Here is a 20,065-nt window from a genome sequence, read left to right on the forward strand (position 1 = left end):
AGCCGCCCCTGTCAGAAGGCGGAATAAATGGAATCGATCGGTATCGTCGCTCCACAAAAAATGCAGTTCACCGAGCCGCTCGCGATGCAGAACGGCAGCTCGCTCGATAGCTACGACCTCATGGTCGAAACCTACGGCACGCTCAACGCGGCGCGCTCGAACGCGGTGCTCGTCTGCCACGCGCTGAACGCGTCGCATCACGTCGCGGGCGTCTACGCGGACGAGCCCAAGAACGTCGGCTGGTGGGACAACATGGTCGGCCCCGGCAAGCCGCTCGACACGAACCGCTTCTTCGTGATCGGCGTGAACAACCTCGGCTCGTGCTTCGGCTCGACCGGCCCGATGAGCCTCAATCCCGCGACGGGCAAGCCGTATGGCGCGAGCTTTCCGGTCGTGACGGTCGAAGATTGGGTGAACGCGCAGGTGCGCGTCGCCGACGCCTTCGGCATCGAGCGCTTCGCGGCCGTGATGGGCGGCAGCCTGGGCGGCATGCAGGCGCTCGCGTGGAGCACGATGTATCCCGAGCGCCTCGGCCACTGCATCGTGGTCGCGTCGACGCCGAAGCTCTCCGCGCAGAACATCGCGTTCAACGAAGTCGCGCGCTCGGCGATCCTGTCGGACCCGGATTTCCACGGCGGCGACTACTACGCGCACGGCGTGAAGCCGAAGCGCGGCCTGCGCGTGGCGCGGATGATCGGCCACATCACATACCTGTCCGACGACGACATGGCGGCTAAATTCGGCCGCGCGCTGCGTCGCGCCGAAGGCGCTTTGGATGAATACAACTTCAACTTCGACGTCGAATTCGAAGTGGAATCGTACCTGCGCTACCAGGGCGACAAGTTCGCCGACTACTTCGACGCGAACACGTATCTCCTGATCACGCGCGCGCTCGACTACTTCGATCCGGCCAAAGCGTTCGACGGCGACCTCACCGCCGCGCTCGCGCACACCAAGGCGAAGTATCTGATCGCGAGCTTCTCGACCGACTGGCGCTTCGCCCCCGCGCGCTCGCGCGAGATCGTGAAGGCGCTGCTCGACCACAAGCGGCAGGTGACCTACGCGGAAATCGACGCGCCGCACGGCCACGACGCCTTCCTGCTCGACGACGCGCGCTATCACAACCTGATGCGCGCCTATTACGAACGCATCGCCGAGGAGGTGGGCGCATGAACCAGCACGCTATCGACAGCCTCACCGCACGCTCTGACTTCCGCGCGATCGCCCGCTGGGTCGAGCCGCGCTCGACCGTGCTCGACCTCGGCTGCGGCGACGGTTCGCTGCTCCAGCTCCTTTCCGAGGAACTCGAAGTCTCGGGCTACGGAATCGAGATCAACGACGCCGGCGTGCTCGCGTGCGCGAAGAACGGCGTGAACGTGATTCAGCAAAACCTCGAAGACGGCCTGCGCCTCTTCGAAGACGGCAGCTTCGATTTCGCGGTCCTGTCGCAGACGCTGCAGACCATCCACCAGACCGCCGCGATCCTGCGCGAGACGGTGCGCGTCGGCAAGCAGTGCATCGTGTCGTTTCCGAACTTCGGCTATTGGGCGCACCGATTGTCGGTGATGCAGGGACGCATGCCGGTGTCGAAATCGCTGCCTTATCAGTGGCACAACACGCCGAACGTGCGCGTGCTCACGATCAAGGACTTCGAGGCGCTCGCGCCGGAAGTCGGCATCGAAATTCTGGACCGCGTCGTGCTGCACGGCGGTCAGACGGTGAGGTGGGGGGTTAACTGGCGTGGTAGTCTTGCGGTCTATCGCGTCAAGAAAGGGTAGCCCCATCAAACGAGACATGCCCGATCCGGCAAACGAGCAGGCAAAAGAGCCGGTCAATCGACAGGAACAGGACCGGAAACCGCCAGAGCACCACGAGCCGCCCGCGCTGAGCGCCCACGAGGCGCATCCGGGCTGGCGGGCGTTCCTGAACCGGCACATGCTGATTTGCGTCTTTCTCGGCTTCACGTCGGGATTGCCGCTCTTTACGCTCGTCTATCTCGTGCAGGCGTGGCTGCGCTCGGAAGGCGTCAATCTCAAGGAAATCGGCCTCTTTGCGCTGATCCAGTTCCCGTACACGTGGAAATTCGTCTGGGCGCCGCTCATGGACCGCTACGTGCCGCGCCTGCCGGGCTGGCGTCCGGGGCGACGGCGCGGCTGGATGCTCGTCACGCAATTGCTGGTCGCGGGTGCGATCGCGTCGCTCGGCTTCGTCTCGCCGCGCACCGAGATCTGGACCGTGGCCGCGCTCACCGCGCTCGTCGCCTTCTTCGGCGCGAGCCAGGACATCGTGATCGACGCCTACCGCCGCGAGCTGCTGCGCGACACCGAGCAGGGGCTCGGCAACGCGGTCCACGTGAACGCCTACAAGATCGCCGCGCTGATTCCCGGCTCGCTCGCGCTGATCCTCTCCGACCACCTGCCGTGGGACGCCGTGTTCGCCGTGACCGCGGCATTCATGCTGCCGGGCATGATCATGACGCTCGTCGTGCGCGAGCCCGAGATCCACGGGGCGCCGCCGAAGAATCTGCGCGAGGCGATCGCGCTGCCGTTCTCCGAATTCGTCGCGCGCGACGGCTGGCGCACGGCGCTCCTCATCCTCGGCTTCATCTTCCTCTACAAGCTCGGCGACACGATGGCGACCACGCTGTCGACGTCGTTCTTCCTCGACATCGGCTTCGACAAGACGCAGATCGGCGTGATCGCGAAGACGACGGCGTTCTGGGCGAGCATCGCGGGCGGCATCATCGGCGGCGTGTGGCTCGTGAAGATCGGCATTGCGCGCGGGCTGTGGATCTTCGGCGTCGTGCAGATCGTGTCGACGCTCGGCTTCGCGTGGCTCGCGAAAATCGGCCCGTCGCCGGCCGCACTCGCGCTGATCTATGGCTTCGAGACCTTCTCCACCGGGCTCACGCTCGCAGCGTTCACGGCCTATATCGCGAGCACCACCGACCCCCGCTACACCGCGACGCAGTTCGCGCTCTTCACGAGCTTGGCCTCGGTGCCGCGCACGCTCGCTTCGGCGTCGAGCGGCTTCGTCGTCGCAAAGATCGGCTGGTTCGATTACTTCCTCGTGTGCGCCGTGCTCGCGCTGCCCGGCATGCTGCTGTTGCCGCTGATCGCGCCTTGGAGGGCCCGGTCGTGAGCGCAACGGCTTCGTCGGCGCTACGCCGCATGGCGGCGTTGCTTTGCGCAGGCACCCTGCTTGCGAACTTGCCGGTCGCGGCCATCGCGCAAACGGCATCCAGCACGCCCGTGAGCCCGTCCTTGGCCACGCCCACGCCGCCCATGCCCGTGTTGCCGGCACCCGCGAAAATACCCGCCAGCGCACCGCCCGCCGCGCCGCCGAGCGCACCTGCCACGGCCAGCGACGCTGCGATCTATCAACAGAACCGCAGCCTCCAGGTGCGCTTCGGCAACGCGACCACGTTCCGCAACCTGATTCCGTCGCCGGTCCTCGACGAACAGGCCAGCGAGGAATACGCCGACATCCTGCACGGCGCGGAACAGACCGGCCGCCTGCTGCCGGATTCCGACCCGCGTGTCAAACTCGCGCGCGACATCGCGGCCAAGGTGACGCCGTACGCGGCGAAGTGGAACGACCGCGTGAAGACCTGGAAGTGGGAAGTGAACGTGGTGCGCTCGACGGAGATCCGCATGTACTGCCTGCCCGGCGGCAAGATCGTCGTCTACAGCGGGCTATTGGATCGCGTGCATTTGAACGAAGACGAGCTCGGCGTGCTGTTCGGCCACGAAATCGCGCATGCGCTGCGCGAACATGCGCGCGAAAGGCTCGGCGAACAGCAGTCGGGGCAGCTCGGTACGGGGACGATCCCACAGCTCTTCGGCCTCGCCGATCTCGGCGCGACGCCGCTCGGCATCGGCTCGCAGCTTCTCGCGATGCGCTACACGCCGACCGACGAAACCGAAGCCGACGTGATCGGCAGCGACACCGCCGCGCGCGCGGGCTTCGATCCGCGCGCGGCCATCACGCTGTGGGACAAGCTCGCCGCCGCGACGCACGCGAACAAGGAGCAGGGCTTCATCTACGTGCATCCCTACAGCGCGGAGCGGCGTCACGACATCATGAAGCGCCTGCCCGACATGCTCGTGCTGTACGCGAAGGCGAAGGGCGTGCCGGTCGATTCGCTGCCCGACTATGCGGGTATCGCTGCGGTGAAGCAGCGCGCGTCGCGCGAGTAGGCGCCGGCCGAACGGGAGCGAAACTGCGTGCGCGTGCAGTTGTCCCGCTCGTCGTCTGTCGGAGCGTTGGCGATTGCACGCCCGCTCAGCCTAAGAAGAGTGAGAAACCGGCCTATCGGAATTGTCTGATGGATATCTCGAAACCCGCTCGACACAGTGGAGGCTCCACTATCTCGAAAGGCGAGGTTTCCACTTGGCTAAATTGCTACGCAACGATGGGGCCGTCATCGGAGCGCAAATCACGCTGGTCGCGGGCAACGGGCTCCCGTTTAAAGTCTCCGGATTGGGGCCGAACCGCAGACATCTGGTTCTGATGAGCACCCATCCCTCGGTACGGATCGTGCCCGTCAGTGTCAACCACGGAAACACCGAGCAACGTCTGAGGCTGGAAGTCGGTGAGTGCGGTGTTTCATGCAACCAAATTGCCCACGTCGAAGCCTGCGTCAGCGATGAACGCGGTCATCCGCTGCGCCGCGATTTAGACACGCCGCCGCTTGCCGTGCAGATACTTCCGAAACTTGAACTGCCGCCTGCGATGACTGAAACGGGGGTGTTGGCGCGGATGTTGATTTCGGAAAATGCGGGGCCGGAAAGTCCACGTTTCGTCAGCCTGAACGAGGCGCGAGAAGCAATGCAATGGATGGTCGTTGTGTTGAGAAATCGTCTCAAGCTCGGTGCTCGCCATTTTGCTGCAGGTCAGCAGACGACCACTTTGGAAGCGTTGATTAAAGCGCCCAATCAAATCGATGGGTTTGAAAAATACCCAGATATCGCGCTCAAGCAGAAAAATTTAATAGATAAGGTGATTACGAACGCCAACGACGGAACGCACAGACTCAATAAGCAATATCGAGACTACTTGCAAACAACATTAGCGGTAGCGCGTGGCGAACTCACGAGCGCCGCCCCCTGTCCGACAGGTCTCTATGCCTGGCGCCGTGAGGACTCCAAAACGCCTGGCGACAATTTTGTCAAATTCGCAACAAAGGGCGGGCAAGACTTCTATACGTTGAAAGATGCTTTCCTATCGAAAGCACAACCTCAGACAGGAGGACGACCATGACTCGAACAAGCGCCACAAGCCTCATTGCGACATTTGTGTCAACCGTGTTCATCTACACGACGAGTTTTGCTGCAGACGATCTTCCCGAAGGATTTGGCGAAAAACCCAACTCGAGATTCGTCGTATCCGATGATCCATACTACAAAGATCCGCTGATCGCCATAAAGAACGGGGTTGCGGCTTACAAAAAGAACTATCGAACCAATCATTTCTGCGTCGTCGGCTACCGATGGTTACACGGAAACGTGAATGTTTGGGTTCTCTGGAAAGAGGAGGAGGAGCTGCTTCTTTGGGATGGCGCATTAGACCCCGAGAGCCGAGCAGACAGTTTCAACGGCGTTCACCGCGCCCTGAAACTCGGCAGAGACACGGTTAAAACCGAGAATGAAATCAACGGCAGCACCTACCTCGAAACGGAACAATGGTGGCACGCCGTCGCCGGCGACTGCATGAAGCACGGCGAAAAGTACGTCATCAAGCCGTTCAAGGCCGCCAAGCCACGCACCGACTAACACGCCAACCCAAGAAAGCTTGGGCAAATATCCAGTTTGACGGGGGCAAAGCCCCCGCTTCCTCAGCCCTTCACCTTGTGGTCGTAATCGATGGTCAGCGGCGCGTGATCGCTGAACTTGATATCGCGAAAGATCGACGTGTTTTTCGCTTTGCCCGCGATGCCCGGCGTCGCGATCTGATAGTCGATGCGCCACCCGACGTTCTTCGCATACGCTTGCCCGCGATTGCTCCACCACGTGTACTGCTCGGGCCGCTGATCGAGCGTACGGAACACGTCGACGTACCCGACTTCGTCGAAGAGCTGGGTCAGCCACGCGCGCTCTTCGGGCAGGCAGCCCGAGTTCTTCTGGTTGCTCTTCCAGTTCTTGATGTCGATTTCCTTGTGGACGATGTTCACGTCGCCGCACAGAATCACTTCCCGCTTCTTGGAGAGCTCCGCGAGGTGCGGCATGAACTCGTCCATGAAGCGGTACTTCGCTTGTTGGCGATCGTCGCCGCTCGACCCGGACGGCACGTACACAGACACCACCGACAGCTTCCCGAACCGCGCTTCTACATAGCGCCCTTCGGGGTCGAACTCCTCGCTGCCGAAGCCGATCACCACGTCATCCGGCTCGTGGCGCGTATAGACGCCCGCGCCGCTGTAGCCCTTTTTCTCCGCATGCTGGAAATAGCCGTTGAAGCCGTGCGGCGCGAGAAACTCGGGCGTCATGTCGTCCTGCGAGCACTTCAATTCCTGAACGCAAAGCACGTCGGCCTTCTGCTCGCCGAACCACTCGAAAAAGCCCTTTTTCGCGGCGGAGCGGATGCCGTTCAGATTGGCGGTAATCACACGCAGCATAGTGTTCCCTAAGTTCTTGTCGATGGATGGAGTGCGGCCGATGCACAGCTTCAGCGCGGCGCACCGTGCCGTAGCGGTCATTCGACCTTGACGCCTTTGAGCGCTTCCTTCGCGGGCGGAAATTCGAGCTTCATGCCTTCGAGCTCGCGCAGCAGCAGCTCGGCAATCATCACGTTGCGATGCGTTTTCGAATCGGCCGGAATCACGTACCACGGCGCATATTCCGTCGAGGTCGCGGCGAGTGTGTCGCGATAGGCGTCTTGATACGCGTCCCAGAACTTGCGCGCTTCGATGTCGGAGACGTCGAACTTCCAGTGCTTCGTCGGATCGTCGATGCGGGCCTGCAAGCGGCTCTTTTGCTCGTCCTTCGAAATATGCAGGAAGCACTTGATGATCGTCGCGCCGGCATCGACGAGCAGTTCTTCGAATTGCCGGATGTGCTTGTAGCGACGCTCGGTTTGGGCGTCGTCGATCTGCTTGAGCACGCGCGGCACGAGCACGTCTTCGTAGTGGCTGCGATTGAAGACCGTCAGCTCTCCCGCGGCCGGCGCGTTCGCGTGCACGCGCCACAGGAAGTCGTGCGCGAGCTCGAGCGGCGTCGGCACCTTGAATGGCACGATGCGCAAGCCGAGCGGATCGACTTCGTGGAACACAGCGCGCACAGTGCCGTCCTTGCCGCTCGTGTCCATGCCCTGCAGCACGAGCAGCACGCGCTGGCGGCGCTGCGCGTGAAGGCGCTCCTGCAGCTCGTCGAGCCGCTTGCCGATCTCCGCCAGGCGTTCACGGTCGGCCTCTTTCGATCCGCTCGAAAACGGCTTCGCCGCAGTATCGAAATCGGTCAGCGCGAATTTCGCGGTCTTCTTGCCGTTGCCGTTGCCGGCGTACGGAACGCGGAAGTCGTCCAGATTCGGTTGCTTCGACATACGCACTCCCTATGCTTTGGGTTGACCAAGACGTGTCGGCGCGCAATGGCCTGTCACGTCATCGGTGGATCCAAACAAAAACGGGCTGCCGCCCAGGTTTCAAGTCCGGCAACAGCCCGTTATTCCGTCGCGCAGGCTCATGCGAGCCGGCGATTCATTTCGATCAACACGCCATCAAGACAGCTTCTTCTTCAACAGCTCGTTGACCTGCTGCGGATTGGCCTTGCCCTTGGTCGCCTTCATCGCCTGGCCGATCAGCGCGTTGAACGCCTTTTCCTTGCCGGCGCGGAATTCCTCGACCGACTTCGGGTTCGCGGCGAGCACTTCATCGATGATCGCTTCGAGCGCGCCGGTATCCGAGATCTGCTTCAGGCCCTTGGCTTCGATGATGCGGTCGGCGGCGGTTTCGTCGGTAGCTTTCTCGTCCCAGATCGCGAGGAAGATTTCCTTCGCGATCTTGTTCGAGATCGTGCCGTCGGCGATCCGTTGCAGCACCAGTGCGAGCTGCGCCGCGGAGACGGGGCACTCGGCGATGTCGAGCCCGTCGCGGTTCAGCTGCGACGACACTTCGCCCATCAGCCAGTTCGCCGCCGTCTTCGACTGAGCCACGCCCGCCTTCGCAACGACCGCTTCGAAGTACGCCGACATCGCCTTGCTCGACGTCAGCACGCCGGCGTCATACGGCGTCACGCCGTATTGCTCGACGAAGCGCTTCTGCATGCCCGCAGGCAGCTCGGGCATCTCGCCCTTCACGCGCTCGATCCACGCCGCATCGATCACGAGCGGCATCAGGTCGGGATCGGGGAAATAGCGGTAATCGTGCGCGTCTTCCTTGCTGCGCATCGAGCGCGTTTCGCGCTTGTCCGGATCGTAGAGGCGCGTTTCCTGCACGACGGTGCCGCCGTCCTCGATCAGCTCGATCTGGCGGCGCACTTCGTACTGGATCGCTTCTTCGAGGAAGCGGAACGAGTTCAGGTTCTTGATCTCCGCGCGCGTGCCGAATTCCTTCTGTCCGACCGGACGCACCGACACGTTCGCGTCGCAGCGGAACGACCCTTCCTGCATGTTGCCGTCGCAAATGCCGAGCCACACGACGAGCCCATGCAGCGCCTTCGCATAGGCGACCGCCTCGGCGGCGCTGCGCATTTCCGGCTCGGTGACGATCTCGAGCAGCGGTGTGCCGGCGCGATTCAAGTCGATGCCGGTCATGCCCGCGAAGTCTTCATGCAGCGACTTGCCCGCATCTTCTTCGAGGTGAGCGCGCGTGAGGTTGACGGTCTTTTCGTACGCGGCCGTGCCGGCCTTGTCGTTCGCGGGCACCTGGATCGTGATCTGGCCGCCTTGCACGACGGGGATCTCGTACTGGCTGATCTGATAGCCCTTCGGCAGATCGGGATAGAAATAATTCTTGCGCGCGAAGATGCTGCGCGACGCGACGGTCGCGCCGATCGCGAGACCGAAGCGGATCGCGCGCTCCACTGCGCCCTTGTTCATCACCGGCAGCACGCCCGGCAGCGCGAGATCGACGGGGCACGCCTGCGTGTTCGGCTCGGCGCCGAACTGCGTCGAGGCGCCCGAGAAAATCTTCGAGGCCGTCGAGAGCTGCGCGTGCGTCTCGAGACCGATAACGACTTCCCATTCCATACTCAGACTCCTGCCGGGGATTGCTTGTGCCAGTCGGTGGCGCGCTGGAACGCGTCGGCGACCTGCAGCATCCGGGCTTCATTGAAATAGTTGCCGACGATCTGCAAGCCGACCGGGCGCTTCGCGTTCGCGCCCGCGCCGAAGCCGCACGGCACGCTCATGCCGGGCAGGCCCGCGAGGCTGATCGACAGCGTGTAGACGTCGGCGAGATACATCTGCAGCGGATCGTCGCCCTTCGCGCCGATATCCCACGCCACCGAAGGCGCGACCGGCCCCATGATCACGTCGCAGGACTTGAACGCTTCCTCGAAGTCCTGCGCGATGATGCGCCGGATCTTCTGCGCCTGCAGGTAGTACGCGTCGTAGTAGCCGTGCGAGAGCACATACGTGCCGACCAGAATGCGGCGCTTCACTTCGTGACCGAAGCCTTCGGCGCGCGACTTCTTGTACATGTCGAGCAGATCGCGGTATTGCGCCGCGCGATGGCCGAAACGGACGCCGTCGAAGCGCGAGAGGTTCGACGACGCTTCCGCCGGGGCGATCACGTAGTAGACGGGAATGGACAGCTCCGTCTTCGGCAGCGTCACGGGCACGAGCGTCGCGCCGAGCGCTTCGTATTGCTTGAGCGCGGCGTCGACGGCGGCGCGCACGTCGTCGGCGAGACCGGCGCCGAAGTACTCCTTCGGCAAGCCGATGCGCAAGCCCGCGAGCGGCTTCGCGTCCGAGCCGTCAGCCGACCACGTCTTGCCGAGATAGCGCGTGTAGTCCTCGTCGTCGCGCGTGAGGCTCGTCGAATCGCGCTCGTCGAAGCCGGCCATCGCGTTGAGCAATGCCGCGCAATCGGCGGCGCTCTGCGCCATCGGGCCGCCCTGGTCGAGCGAAGACGCGAACGCGATCATCCCGTAGCGCGAAACGCGGCCGTAAGTGGGCTTGATGCCGGTCACGCCCGAGAACGACGCCGGCTGGCGAATCGAGCCGCCGGTGTCGGTGGCGGTTGCCGCGGGCGCGAGACGCGCGGCCACGGCCGCGGCCGAGCCGCCCGACGAGCCGCCGGGCACCGCGGCCGTATCCCAAGGATTTTTCACGGCGCCGAACGCCGAGTTCTCGTTCGACGAGCCCATCGCGAACTCGTCCATGTTGGTCTTGCCGAGCGTCACCATGCCGGCGCGCGCGAAGCGCTCGACGACCGTCGCATCGAACGGGCTCACGTAGCCTTCGAGCATCTTCGAGCCGGCGGTGGAACGCCAGCCGCGCGTGACGAATACGTCCTTGTGCGCGATCGGCAGGCCGACGAGCGCCCCGGTGTCGCCCTTCGCGATGCGTTCGTCGGCGGACTTCGCCTGCGCGAGCGTCAGTTCAGGATCGACCTGGATGAACGCGTTGAGCGCGTTCGCGGCGTCGATTCGCTTCAGATAGTGCTGCGCCATCTCGACGGCCGAACATTCCTTCGACGTGATGAGCGCGCGCAGCTCGGTCAAACTCTTTGCGTGCATTGGGAGTGCTTTCCTGAGGACGTATGCGGTTATTCGATCACTTTCGGGACGAGGTACAGGCCATCCTGCACCGCGGGCGCCGGACGCTGATTCGAGTCGCGGTCGACCGACTCGGTGACGGCGTCCTCGCGCAAGCGCAGCGCGACGTCTTCGATGTGCTCGATCGGATGGGCGAGCGGCGCGATGCCGGTCGTATCGACGGCCTGCATCTGCTCGACGAGCCCGAAGAATTCGTTGAGCTGGGTCAGCGTGTGCTCGGCATCGGCGTCGGCCAATTCGAGGCGCGCCAGGTGCGCGATGCGTTTAACATCGGTCAGGGTCAAAGCCATGCTGTCACCGGAAAAGAGCGTGGGACGCGGCGCATCGGAAAAAACGATGCCGCGACAGGGAGTTACGAAGCATGACAGGCGCCGGGTCGAACCCTTAAAAAGCAGGAATCCAAGGGTAAAACCAGGGCAAAAAGTGCCGCCCGCAACCTTCAAATACGACAAAATTATAAGGTATCATTACGCGTTCGACTCAAACCCGGGCCCAGTTACCCTGGCCTTTCGGCGTGTTTACTGATCACTGCGCTGAGAATTCCACCTTGGTTTTTCACGGTTCCCGGTAGATTTCATTGCAGCTTCGTGCTCGTGTGGCGGCCGCTCACGCCCGAACTCGAAGCTGTTATTTTTTCCGCTGCCGCGCGGCGCCCACGAAGCGAAGCCGGCCCCCAGCGAGACAGGATTTTCATGTTCGGTTTTTTGCGCAGCTACTTCTCCAACGATCTGGCGATTGACCTCGGCACGGCCAACACGCTCATCTACATGCGTGGCAAGGGTGTCGTTCTCGACGAACCGTCCGTCGTCTCCATCCGCCAAGAAGGCGGTCCCAACGGCAAGAAGACCATTCAGGCAGTCGGCAAGGAAGCCAAGCAGATGCTCGGCAAGGTGCCGGGCAACATCGAGGCGATCCGCCCGATGAAGGACGGCGTGATCGCCGACTTCACCGTCACCGAGCAGATGATCAAGCAGTTCATCAAGATGGCGCACGAATCGCGGATGTTCTCGCCGTCGCCGCGCATCATCATCTGCGTGCCGTGCGGCTCCACCCAAGTCGAGCGCCGCGCGATCAAGGAAGCCGCGCACGGCGCGGGCGCCTCCCAGGTCTACCTGATCGAAGAGCCGATGGCCGCCGCGATCGGCGCGGGCCTGCCGGTGTCGGAAGCCACGGGCTCTATGGTCGTCGATATCGGCGGCGGCACGACCGAAGTCGGCGTGATCTCGCTCGGCGGCATCGTCTACAAGGGCTCGGTGCGCGTCGGCGGCGACAAGTTCGACGAGGCGATCGTCAACTACATCCGCCGCAACTACGGCATGCTGATCGGCGAGCAAACCGCCGAATCGATCAAGAAGGAAATCGGCTCGGCGTTCCCGGGCTCCGAAGTCAAGGAAATCGAAGTCAAGGGCCGCAACCTGTCGGAAGGCATTCCGCGCAGCTTCACGATCTCCAGCAACGAAATCCTCGAAGCGCTGACCGATCCGCTGAACCAGATCGTCTCGTCGGTGAAGATCGCGCTCGAACAAACCCCGCCGGAACTGGGCGCCGACATCGCCGAGCGCGGCATGATGCTGACGGGCGGCGGCGCACTCCTGCGCGATCTCGACCGCCTGCTCGCCGAAGAAACCGGCTTGCCGGTGCTGGTCGCCGAAGACCCGCTGACGTGTGTCGTGCGCGGCTCGGGCATGGCTCTCGAGCGCATGGACAAGCTCGGCAGCATCTTCTCGTACGAGTGAACCCCGTGACATCCTTGGCAGCGCGGCGCTCACGGTTATGCCGGCGAGCCGTCGCGCGCTAAGCTAAGCGCGCAGTAGCCTCACTCACACGATCACGCCCCCGGCGCCGACCATGGAATACAGTCCGCCGCCTCTTTTCAAGCAAGGCCCGTCTGCGCTCGCGCGACTGGTCTTTTTCGTCGTGCTCGCGCTCGCGCTGCTCGTCTCCGATGCGCGGTTCAAGACGCTCGACATCGTGCGCGGCGTGCTCGGCGCGGGGCTCTACCCGCTGCAGCGCGCGGCCCTCGTGCCTCGCGACGTCTTCATGGGCGCGGCCGATCTCGCGGTCACCAGCACCACGCTGCGCACGGAAAACCAGAAGCTCACCGCGCGCAACCTGCAGCTCTCGCTGCAAGCGAATCAAGTTGCCGGGCTCGAAGCCGAAAATGCGCATCTGCGCGCGCTTTTGGATCTGTCCAAGCAGATCACGACGCACGCCGTCCCCGCCGAAATCCAGTACGACACGAGCGATCCGTTCACGCAGAAAGTCGTGATCGGCGTCGGGTCGCATCAGGATGTTCAGAACGGTTCGCCGGTCGTGAACGAAAACGGTGTCGTCGGCCAGGTCACGCGCGTGTACCCGATGCAGTCGGAAGTGACGCTCCTCACCGACAAGGACCAGGCCGTGCCGGTGCAAGTCGTGCGCACCGGTCTGCGCAGCGTGATCTACGGCACGCCGAAGGGCGAGGCGCTCGAAATGCGCTTCGTGCCGATCAGCGCCGATGTGCTCGCCGGCGACGAACTCGTGACGAGCGGCCTCGACGGCGTCTATCCGCCCGGGCTGCCGGTGGCGAAGGTGGCGCGCGTCGACAAGCTCGCCGATACCGCGTTCGCCCGCGTCGTCTGCGAGCCGGTCGCCACCGTGCGCGGCGCGAAGCAGTTCCTCGTGCTGCACTATCAGAGCAACGTGCCGCCGCGTCCGGCGGAGCCGGAAGCGGCGTCCGCGGCAGCGGGCAAGGACGCCAAGGGCAAGAAAGCCGTGAAAGCCGCCGACAAAACTGCGGCCAAGCCGAGCGATAACGCCGCAGACAAAACCGCCGCGAAGCCTGCCGACAAGACCGACGGCAAAACCCCCGCCAAGAGCGCGGACAAGGCCCCGGAAAAGATCGCTGAAAAGACCGCCGACAAGAACGCGAAGGCGCCGGCCGCCGACAAAGCGATGGCCGCCTCGGGAGGCAAGCGATGAACCGCCCGCAATACATCTTGCTGCCGGTGAATCCGTACTTCATCGCGTTCAGTCTCGCCGCCGCGTTCCTGCTGAACCTGATGCCGTGGGGGCGCCTTGTCGCCGTGCCCGACTTCGTCGCGCTCGTACTGCTGTTCTGGAACGTGCACCAGCCACGCAAAGTCGGCATGGGCATCGCGTTCCTGCTCGGCATCCTGATGGACGTGCACAACGCGAGCCTGCTCGGCGAGCACGCGCTCGCCTACACGCTGCTCTCGTATGGCGCGATCACGATTCACCGGCGCGTGCTGTGGATGACGCTCGGCGTGCAGATGTTCGCCGTCGCGCCGCTCCTGGTCGGCGCGCAGATCGTGCCGTTCATGATTCGTCTCTTGATGGGCGCCGCGTTTCCCGGCTGGGGCTATCTGATCAACGGCTTCGTCGAAGCCGCGCTGTGGCCGATCGCGAGCACGCTGCTCCTGATGCCGCAGCGCCGCCCGGAAGATCCGGACGACACCCGGCCGATCTGAGAACGCCCCGCGCCATGTTGTGCTCCATCGTTTTCGCCACACCCGGCGCCGCTGACTCAGTACTCGCATGACCGAATTCAAGGACACCCAGCAACAGCTCTCCCGGTTCCGCGTGCGCGTCGCGCTGGCCGGGCTGTTCACGCTTGTCTGCTTCGGCCTCCTCGTACTGCGCTTTCTGAACCTGCAGGTCTGGCACTACAGCAAATACTCGCTGCAGGCCGAGGAAAACCGCATTTCCGTCGCGCCGATCGTGCCGAACCGCGGCATCATCACCGACCGCAACGGCGTCGTGCTCGCCAGGAACTACTCGGCGTACACGCTGGAAATCACGCCGTCGAAGATCGACGACACGCTCGACAACGTCATCGAGAAGCTCTCGACCGTCATCACGATCGACCAGCGCGACCGCCGCCGTTTCAAGAAGCTGCTCGAAGACTCGAAGAACTTCGAGAGCCTGCCGATCCGCACGCGCCTCACCGACGACGAAGTCGCGAAGTTCACCGCGCAGCGTTTCCGCTTCCCGGGCGTCGACGTGCGCGCGCGCCTGTTCCGCCAATATCCGCTCGGCATGACCGCCGCGCACGTGATCGGCTACATCGGCCGGATCTCGCAGCGCGACCAGGAGCGCATCGACGATATCAGCGACCAGAACGACAGCGATCCGGACCACTACGATCCGCGCCTCGACGCGAACAACTACAAGGGCACCGACTACATCGGCAAGATCGGCGTCGAGCAGAGCTACGAGACCGAGCTGCACGGCATGACCGGCTTCGAGGAAGTCGAAGTGACGGCGGGCGGGCGGCCCGTGCGCACGCTCTCGCGCACGCAGGCGACACCGGGCAACAACCTCGTGCTGTCGATCGACATCGGCTTGCAGCAAGTCGCCGAGGAGGCGTTCGCGGGCAAGCGCGGCGCGCTCGTCGCGATCGAGCCGTCGACGGGCGACGTGCTCGCGTTCGTGTCGTCGCCGAGTTTCGATCCGAATTCGTTCGTCGACGGCATCGATCAGCAGACCTGGGACGACCTCAACAACTCGCCCGACCATCCGCTCCTGAACCGGCCGCTGCACGGCACGTATCCGCCGGGCTCGACTTACAAGCCGTTCATGGCGCTCGCCGCGCTGACGCTGCACAAGCGCACGCCGCAGTGGGGCTTCCAGGACCCCGGCTCGTACACGTTCGGCGGCCACACGTTCCGCAACGACGTGCCGCAGGGCCAGGGCTGGATCGACATGAACCGCGCGATCATGGTGTCGAACGACACCTACTTCTACATGCTCGCGCACGATCTCGGCGTCAACGCGATCGCCAACTTCATGAAGCCGTGGGGCTTCGGGCAGATCACCGGCATCGATATCGCGGGCGAAGCGCGCGGCGTGCTGCCGTCGACCGACTGGAAGAAGAAGGCGTATCGCAAACCCGAGCAGCAGCGCTGGTACGAAGGCGAGACGATCAGCCTCGGGATCGGCCAGGGCTACAACTCGTACACGATCCTGCAGCTCGCGCACGCGACGGCGACGCTCGCGAACAACGGCGTCGTCATGAAGCCGCACTTGGTGAAGGAAATCGAGAATCCGATCTCCCACCAGTTGCGTTTGACCGTGCCGAAGGACAACGGCCGGATTGACGTCACGCAATCCGACATCGACGTCGTCAAGCGCGGCATGATCAACGTGACGACCAATCAGTCCGGCACCGCCTATCAAGTCTTCCGCGACGCGCCGTACGTGACGGCCGGCAAGACGGGTACCGCGCAGGTGTTCTCGCTGCAAGGTGCGAAGTACCACGGCCATTTGCTGGACGAGCGTCTGCGGGACCACGCGCTGTTCATCGCGTTCGCTCCCGCCGACAATCCGCAGATCGCGGTCGCGCTGGTCGTCGAAAACGGCGGCTGGGGCGCACAGGCGGCCGGCCCGATCGCACGCCGCGTGCTCGACTTCTGGCTGCTCCAGCGACAGAAGCCGGGCGTGGAAGCGGCGGCGGTCGCGGCGGCGGCTTCGGCGACGCAGGGCATCATCGGGCCGGTGATCGGCGCGTCGGACGCGGCCGACGGCTCGGCGCCGGTGGTCAAGGTGGCTGCCGGGTTCACGGCGCTGCCGTCTCCGGTGCCGCCGAAGAGCGCGTCTGATGTTGCGGCTTCCGATGCTGCCGCATCGGGCGCGGCCGGTGCGGACGCAGCCTCCGGCGCCGCGAATACCGCAGGCGCTTCGAGCGCCGCAGCGGTTGGCGCGACGGCAGCGTCCGGCGCATCGAGCACGGCCGTCACGACGAGCGCGAAGAAAACGAAGAGCGCGCTCGGCGCCTCGAGCGCCTCAGACGCCTCGGCGTCCGGCGCCGCCGCTGCCGCCCCGGCCAAAAAACCGCGCAAGCCGCGCCCCGCCAGCGAGCCCCCCGACGTCGCCATCGCGCCGCCGTCCCGCGACGAGAATTCGCCGTCCGCCGCTCCCTCCACGCCGGCCTCGTCCGGTATCGACGATTAACGGAGAAAGGCATGCAATTCGACAAGCGTGTCTGGATCGAACGCGCCAAGCAGATGTTCGCGGGCTTCGATCGCCCGCTCGCGCTGACGGTGTTCCTGTTGCTGTGCGTCGGCATCGTGACGCTCTATAGCGCGACGCTCGACATGCCGGGCAAGGTCGAAGACCAGCTGCGCAACATCGTCTTCACCTTCATCCTCATGTGGGTGCTCGCCAACGTGCCGCCCACGACGCTGATGCGATTCGCCGTGCCGCTCTATTCGGTCGGGATCGCGCTCCTCATCGGCGTCGCGGTATTCGGGATCACGAAGAAGGGTGCAAAGCGCTGGATCAACGTGGGCGTCGTGATCCAACCGTCCGAACTCTTGAAGATCGCCACGCCGCTCATGCTCGCGTGGTACTACCAGAAGCGCGAAACCGGGCTGCGATGGTGGGACTTTCTCGTCGGCTTCGCCATTCTTGCGGTGCCGGTCGGCCTGATCGCCAAGCAGCCGGACCTCGGCACGGCGATGCTCGTGTTCGCCGCGGGCCTCTTCGTCATCTATTTCGCCGGCCTGTCGTTCAAGCTGATCGCGCCGGTGCTGGTCGCCGTCGTCATTTCGGTGGCGTTGATCGCGACGTTCCAGGACAAGATCTGCCAGCCCGAGGTGCAGTGGCCGTTGATGCACGACTACCAGAAGCACCGCGTCTGCACGCTGCTCGACCCGACCTCCGATCCGCTCGGCAAAGGCTTCCACACGATCCAGGCCGTCATCGCGATCGGCTCGGGCGGCCCGCTCGGCAAGGGCTGGCTGAAAGGCACGCAGGCGCACCTCGAGTTCATCCCCGAAAAACATACCGACTTCATCTTCGCCGTGTTCTCGGAGGAGTTCGGGCTCGCGGGCGGAGTCGTGCTGCTCGTGCTCTATACGTTGCTGATCGCGCGCGGGCTCTACGTCGCCGCAAACGGGGCGACGCTGTTCGGACGATTATTGGCCGGCTCGCTCACGATGGCGTTCTTCACCTACGCGTTCGTCAACATCGGGATGGTGAGCGGGATACTGCCGGTCGTCGGCGTGCCGCTGCCGTTCATGAGCTATGGCGGCACCGCGCTCACCACGCTCGGCGTCGCGGTCGGCCTCATCATGAGCGTCGGGCGGCAGAAGCGGCTCATGAAGTCATGAAAAGCAGAACGCCGCGCCCGGGTTTCGAGACCCGATGCGCGGCGTTCGTTTTTTTGCCGGCGACGGCAGCTCGCTACTGCGGCTGCGTTTGCGGCTTGGCCTGTTGCTGCAATTGCGTGCTGAGCTGCTGGTATTTCAGGCGCGCCGCCGGATCGCCCTGCGCCGCAGCCGCCGCGTAGTACGCGCGCGCCACGTTCAGATTCTGCTCGACGCCATCTCCGCCGCGTTCGTAGAACGATCCCGTCACGTATTGCGCGGTCATGTCGCCGCCCTCGGCCGCCTTCTTGTACCAGACGAACGCCTGCTGGTTGTCGCGCGTCGTGCCGCGTCCGTCGAGAAACTGATTCGCGAGCGCGAGTTCAGCCTGCACGTGGCCTTGCTGCGCGGCTTTCAGAAACCAGCGATGCGCCTCCGCCGGATCGCGCGCAACGAAGTCGCCATCGTCGTACATCTTGCCGTACACGTACTGCGCGTGCGACATGTTCGCATCGGCCGCCTTGCGCAGCCATTTCTTGCCTTCCTCGACGTTGGCCTGCGTGCCCTCGCCGTTCAACAGCATCATCGCGTAGTTGAATTCGGCCAGGCGGCTGCCGTGCTCGGCGGCGTCGCGGAATTCCTTCAACGCGGCGGGCAAATTGCCGGCGTTGTAGTCGGCGACGGCCGTTTGCGTTTCCGCGTCGGGGGCTTCCTTCTTCACCGTCTGCGCGTGGGCGGCTCCGCTCGCCGCGAAGACGCCGATGAGCGCCGCGCCCGCCCAGGTCGCGATGGCCTGCGCCGGTCTGGCCCAGGCCGATATGGCCCAGGCCAATTGGGCCGAAGCCGTCGTCGTAGCCCGTTTGCTCATGACCGCACCTCCTGTAACGCTTGCCGCGTCGCTCGCAAGAGCCACATGACGTCGGCCGCAAGCGCGATGAATCGAAAGCCGGCGTCGCGATACTGGCGCGCGCCGGCGCTGTCGAGCGCGAAAATGCCGGTGGCGACGCCGGCGCGCTGCGCCGCGTCCACGATGCGCGCGATCGCCGCCAGGACTTCCGGATGCTTGGTGTCGCCAAGATGACCAAGGCTCGCCGACAGATCGGCCGGGCCGATGAACAAGCAGTCGACGCCCGGCGTCGCCGCAATTGCCTCGACGTTTTCGAGCGCGCGCGCCGATTCGATCTGCACGATCGTCGCGATCTGTGCGTTGGCGCTCATCACGTAGTCGCGCCGCATGCCGAAGGCGGCCGCGCGCACCGCGCCGGCCACGCCGCGCAAGCCTTCGGGCGAATCCGAGTTCTGGTATTGCGTGAGACGCACTGCGTGCGCCGCTTCGTCGGCCGATTCGATGTTCGGGAACATGATCGTGCGCGCGCCTGCGTCGAGCACGCGCTTCACGAGCCACGGGTCTTTGGCCGGCACGCGCACGACAGGCTCGCTCGGCAAGTGCGCAGCGGCAATCGCGCGCAGCTGCGCGGTGACGTCGCCGGAATCGTTCGGCGCGTGTTCCATGTCGATGCAAAGCCAGTCGAAGCCGGCATGCGCGAGCGCCTCGGCCGCGTTCTCGCTGCCTAGCGACAGCCACAACCCGTAGAGCGGGTCGGCTTCCTTGAGGCGCTGCTTGAGGGGATTGGTCAGGGCGCTCATCGACGCATTCCTCCCGCACGCGTGGTGCAGCACGAAATGCGCCCAATGGCGCGGGCCAGGCGGCGGTAGGGCTCGCTAGGCCCGCTGATGAATAAGGTCTCCGGCATGTCTCGCTCCGTGTGTGTATCGCTTATGCCTATACCGGAACGATCATACCGTGACAAAAACGGCTCAGTCTCGGACTACTTCGGCCCAGCAATTTGGCGTTTCGTATATACGCACACGCGCAAGGCGCAGATTCACGCCGTAGTGCGCGTCGTAGACGTTGGCGAGCACGTCGAATGCGATCGCCGCGAGGTTCTCGACGGTCGGAATGCGGTTGAGCACCACGGTCTTATGGCCCGGCATCGAATCGAGAAACTCGCGCACTTTCACGTCGCCCTCGTAGACGAGGAACGCGTGATCCCAGCGATTGACGAGATGCTCCATCGCCAGCGATTTGACGTCGGCGAAATCCATCACCATGCCGCAATCCGGCGCGCCTTCCGTTTCGACGACATCGCCTTGCAGCGTGATTTCGAGCACGTAGCGGTGCCCATGCAGGTTGCGGCACTGGCTGCGGTGGTCGGGGATGCGGTGGCCCGCATCGAATTCGAGTTTTCGGGTAATCGTCAG

The 20,065-nt window shown here is 64.1% G+C and carries 19 protein-coding genes; 11 read left to right on the forward strand and 8 right to left on the reverse strand.

Going from position 1 to position 20,065, the window contains the following annotated elements; genetic code table 11:
- The first annotated feature begins 27 nt into the window (after positions 1 to 27).
- The 6 genes from metX (at position 28) to FAZ95_RS21220 (ending at position 5,774) form a co-directional block, all read left to right on the forward strand.
- Positions 28 to 1,173, forward strand: coding sequence for a homoserine O-succinyltransferase MetX (metX, locus tag FAZ95_RS21195; protein ID WP_137334237.1), 1,146 nt, complete (start codon positions 28 to 30; stop codon positions 1,171 to 1,173).
- The gene (metW, locus tag FAZ95_RS21200) at positions 1,170 to 1,778 is read left to right on the forward strand and encodes a methionine biosynthesis protein MetW (protein WP_137334238.1); all 609 of its coding nucleotides are present in this window, start codon (positions 1,170 to 1,172) and stop codon (positions 1,776 to 1,778) included. The genes metX and metW overlap by 4 nt, the downstream gene beginning before the upstream one ends.
- Positions 1,779 to 1,794: 16 nt before the next feature.
- Positions 1,795 to 3,141 carry an AmpG family muropeptide MFS transporter gene (locus tag FAZ95_RS21205; protein WP_137334239.1) on the forward strand — a complete coding sequence of 449 codons (1,347 nt, stop codon included), beginning with the start codon at positions 1,795 to 1,797 and terminating at the stop codon, positions 3,139 to 3,141.
- Positions 3,138 to 4,199 carry a M48 family metallopeptidase gene (locus FAZ95_RS21210; protein WP_367871799.1) on the forward strand — a complete coding sequence of 354 codons (1,062 nt, stop codon included), beginning with the start codon at positions 3,138 to 3,140 and terminating at the stop codon, positions 4,197 to 4,199. Before FAZ95_RS21205 ends, FAZ95_RS21210 begins: the two co-directional genes overlap by 4 nt.
- 193 nt (positions 4,200 to 4,392) lie before the next feature.
- Positions 4,393 to 5,262: a hypothetical protein gene (locus tag FAZ95_RS21215; RefSeq protein ID WP_137334240.1), complete on the forward strand. Its 870-nt coding sequence runs from the start codon at positions 4,393 to 4,395 to the stop codon at positions 5,260 to 5,262.
- Positions 5,259 to 5,774 carry a hypothetical protein gene (locus FAZ95_RS21220; protein WP_254699758.1) on the forward strand — a complete coding sequence of 172 codons (516 nt, stop codon included), beginning with the start codon at positions 5,259 to 5,261 and terminating at the stop codon, positions 5,772 to 5,774. The genes FAZ95_RS21215 and FAZ95_RS21220 overlap by 4 nt, the downstream gene beginning before the upstream one ends.
- Before the next feature lie 62 nt (positions 5,775 to 5,836).
- On the opposite strand, the gene FAZ95_RS21225 is transcribed toward FAZ95_RS21220, so the two are convergent.
- The 5 genes from FAZ95_RS21225 to gatC all read right to left on the reverse strand — a co-directional run bounded on the left by FAZ95_RS21225 (position 5,837) and on the right by gatC (position 11,005).
- Positions 5,837 to 6,616 carry an exodeoxyribonuclease III gene (locus tag FAZ95_RS21225; protein ID WP_137334241.1) on the reverse strand — a complete coding sequence of 260 codons (780 nt, stop codon included), beginning with the start codon at positions 6,614 to 6,616 and terminating at the stop codon, positions 5,837 to 5,839.
- A 77-nt stretch (positions 6,617 to 6,693) separates the two neighbouring features.
- A complete protein-coding gene (locus FAZ95_RS21230) occupies positions 6,694 to 7,539 on the reverse strand; it encodes a polyphosphate kinase 2 family protein (RefSeq protein WP_137334242.1) in 846 nt (281 codons plus the stop codon).
- 174 nt (positions 7,540 to 7,713) lie between these two features.
- Positions 7,714 to 9,183: an Asp-tRNA(Asn)/Glu-tRNA(Gln) amidotransferase subunit GatB gene (gatB, locus tag FAZ95_RS21235; protein WP_137334243.1), complete on the reverse strand. Its 1,470-nt coding sequence runs from the start codon at positions 9,181 to 9,183 to the stop codon at positions 7,714 to 7,716.
- A gap of 2 nt (positions 9,184 to 9,185) precedes the next feature.
- Positions 9,186 to 10,676: an Asp-tRNA(Asn)/Glu-tRNA(Gln) amidotransferase subunit GatA gene (gatA, locus tag FAZ95_RS21240; RefSeq protein WP_137334244.1), complete on the reverse strand. Its 1,491-nt coding sequence runs from the start codon at positions 10,674 to 10,676 to the stop codon at positions 9,186 to 9,188.
- Between the two features lie 29 nt (positions 10,677 to 10,705).
- Positions 10,706 to 11,005, reverse strand: coding sequence for an Asp-tRNA(Asn)/Glu-tRNA(Gln) amidotransferase subunit GatC (gene gatC, locus FAZ95_RS21245; RefSeq protein ID WP_137334245.1), 300 nt, complete (start codon positions 11,003 to 11,005; stop codon positions 10,706 to 10,708).
- 402 nt (positions 11,006 to 11,407) lie between these two features.
- Between gatC and FAZ95_RS21250 the strand changes: the two genes are divergently transcribed.
- The 5 genes from FAZ95_RS21250 to rodA all read left to right on the forward strand — a co-directional run bounded on the left by FAZ95_RS21250 (position 11,408) and on the right by rodA (position 17,827).
- A complete protein-coding gene (locus FAZ95_RS21250) occupies positions 11,408 to 12,451 on the forward strand; it encodes a rod shape-determining protein (protein ID WP_136897651.1) in 1,044 nt (347 codons plus the stop codon).
- A gap of 112 nt (positions 12,452 to 12,563) precedes the next feature.
- Positions 12,564 to 13,676 carry a rod shape-determining protein MreC gene (gene mreC / locus FAZ95_RS21255; RefSeq protein ID WP_137334246.1) on the forward strand — a complete coding sequence of 371 codons (1,113 nt, stop codon included), beginning with the start codon at positions 12,564 to 12,566 and terminating at the stop codon, positions 13,674 to 13,676.
- Entirely contained in the window at positions 13,673 to 14,185 is a 513-nt protein-coding gene (gene mreD / locus FAZ95_RS21260) for a rod shape-determining protein MreD (RefSeq protein ID WP_137334247.1), read from the forward strand. Before mreC ends, mreD begins: the two co-directional genes overlap by 4 nt.
- A gap of 67 nt (positions 14,186 to 14,252) precedes the next feature.
- The gene (gene mrdA / locus FAZ95_RS21265) at positions 14,253 to 16,667 is read left to right on the forward strand and encodes a penicillin-binding protein 2 (protein WP_137334248.1); all 2,415 of its coding nucleotides are present in this window, start codon (positions 14,253 to 14,255) and stop codon (positions 16,665 to 16,667) included.
- Positions 16,668 to 16,678: 11 nt separating this feature from the next.
- The gene (gene rodA / locus FAZ95_RS21270; RefSeq protein ID WP_137334249.1) at positions 16,679 to 17,827 is read left to right on the forward strand and encodes a rod shape-determining protein RodA; all 1,149 of its coding nucleotides are present in this window, start codon (positions 16,679 to 16,681) and stop codon (positions 17,825 to 17,827) included.
- A gap of 73 nt (positions 17,828 to 17,900) precedes the next feature.
- Here the strand turns inward: rodA and FAZ95_RS21275 are convergent, their stop codons facing one another.
- The 3 genes from FAZ95_RS21275 to queD form a co-directional block, all read right to left on the reverse strand.
- Positions 17,901 to 18,671 (reverse strand): tetratricopeptide repeat protein, encoded by a 771-nt coding sequence (locus FAZ95_RS21275; protein WP_137334250.1) that lies wholly within the window; start codon positions 18,669 to 18,671, stop codon positions 17,901 to 17,903.
- Positions 18,668 to 19,450 carry an HpcH/HpaI aldolase family protein gene (locus FAZ95_RS21280; RefSeq protein WP_137334251.1) on the reverse strand — a complete coding sequence of 261 codons (783 nt, stop codon included), beginning with the start codon at positions 19,448 to 19,450 and terminating at the stop codon, positions 18,668 to 18,670. Before FAZ95_RS21280 ends, FAZ95_RS21275 begins: the two co-directional genes overlap by 4 nt.
- Before the next feature lie 171 nt (positions 19,451 to 19,621).
- Positions 19,622 to 20,065, reverse strand: a complete 444-nt coding sequence (queD, locus tag FAZ95_RS21285; protein WP_137334655.1) for a 6-carboxytetrahydropterin synthase QueD — start codon at positions 20,063 to 20,065, stop codon at positions 19,622 to 19,624.

Origin of the sequence: Trinickia violacea (assembly GCF_005280735.1) — a bacterium.
Lineage (GTDB): Bacteria > Pseudomonadota > Gammaproteobacteria > Burkholderiales > Burkholderiaceae > Trinickia_A > Trinickia_A violacea.

Bases quoted from the DNA above. Each gene is read 5' to 3' on its own strand.
- FAZ95_RS21250 (WP_136897651.1), top strand. From the start codon at position 11,408: ATGTTCGGTTTTTTGCGCAGCTACTTCTCCAACGATCTGGCGATTGAC.
- FAZ95_RS21230 (WP_137334242.1), bottom strand. From the start codon at position 7,539: ATGTCGAAGCAACCGAATCTGGACGACTTCCGCGTTCCGTACGCCGGC.
- metW (WP_137334238.1), top strand. From the start codon at position 1,170: ATGAACCAGCACGCTATCGACAGCCTCACCGCACGCTCTGACTTCCGC.
- metX (WP_137334237.1), top strand. From the start codon at position 28: ATGGAATCGATCGGTATCGTCGCTCCACAAAAAATGCAGTTCACCGAG.
- FAZ95_RS21220 (WP_254699758.1), top strand. From the start codon at position 5,259: ATGACTCGAACAAGCGCCACAAGCCTCATTGCGACATTTGTGTCAACC.
- mreD (WP_137334247.1), top strand. From the start codon at position 13,673: ATGAACCGCCCGCAATACATCTTGCTGCCGGTGAATCCGTACTTCATC.
- FAZ95_RS21205 (WP_137334239.1), top strand. From the start codon at position 1,795: ATGCCCGATCCGGCAAACGAGCAGGCAAAAGAGCCGGTCAATCGACAG.
- gatB (WP_137334243.1), bottom strand. From the start codon at position 9,183: ATGGAATGGGAAGTCGTTATCGGTCTCGAGACGCACGCGCAGCTCTCG.
- FAZ95_RS21280 (WP_137334251.1), bottom strand. From the start codon at position 19,450: ATGAGCGCCCTGACCAATCCCCTCAAGCAGCGCCTCAAGGAAGCCGAC.
- mreC (WP_137334246.1), top strand. From the start codon at position 12,564: ATGGAATACAGTCCGCCGCCTCTTTTCAAGCAAGGCCCGTCTGCGCTC.
- mrdA (WP_137334248.1), top strand. From the start codon at position 14,253: ATGACCGAATTCAAGGACACCCAGCAACAGCTCTCCCGGTTCCGCGTG.
- rodA (WP_137334249.1), top strand. From the start codon at position 16,679: ATGCAATTCGACAAGCGTGTCTGGATCGAACGCGCCAAGCAGATGTTC.
- FAZ95_RS21225 (WP_137334241.1), bottom strand. From the start codon at position 6,616: ATGCTGCGTGTGATTACCGCCAATCTGAACGGCATCCGCTCCGCCGCG.
- gatC (WP_137334245.1), bottom strand. From the start codon at position 11,005: ATGGCTTTGACCCTGACCGATGTTAAACGCATCGCGCACCTGGCGCGC.
- FAZ95_RS21275 (WP_137334250.1), bottom strand. From the start codon at position 18,671: ATGAGCAAACGGGCTACGACGACGGCTTCGGCCCAATTGGCCTGGGCC.
- gatA (WP_137334244.1), bottom strand. From the start codon at position 10,676: ATGCACGCAAAGAGTTTGACCGAGCTGCGCGCGCTCATCACGTCGAAG.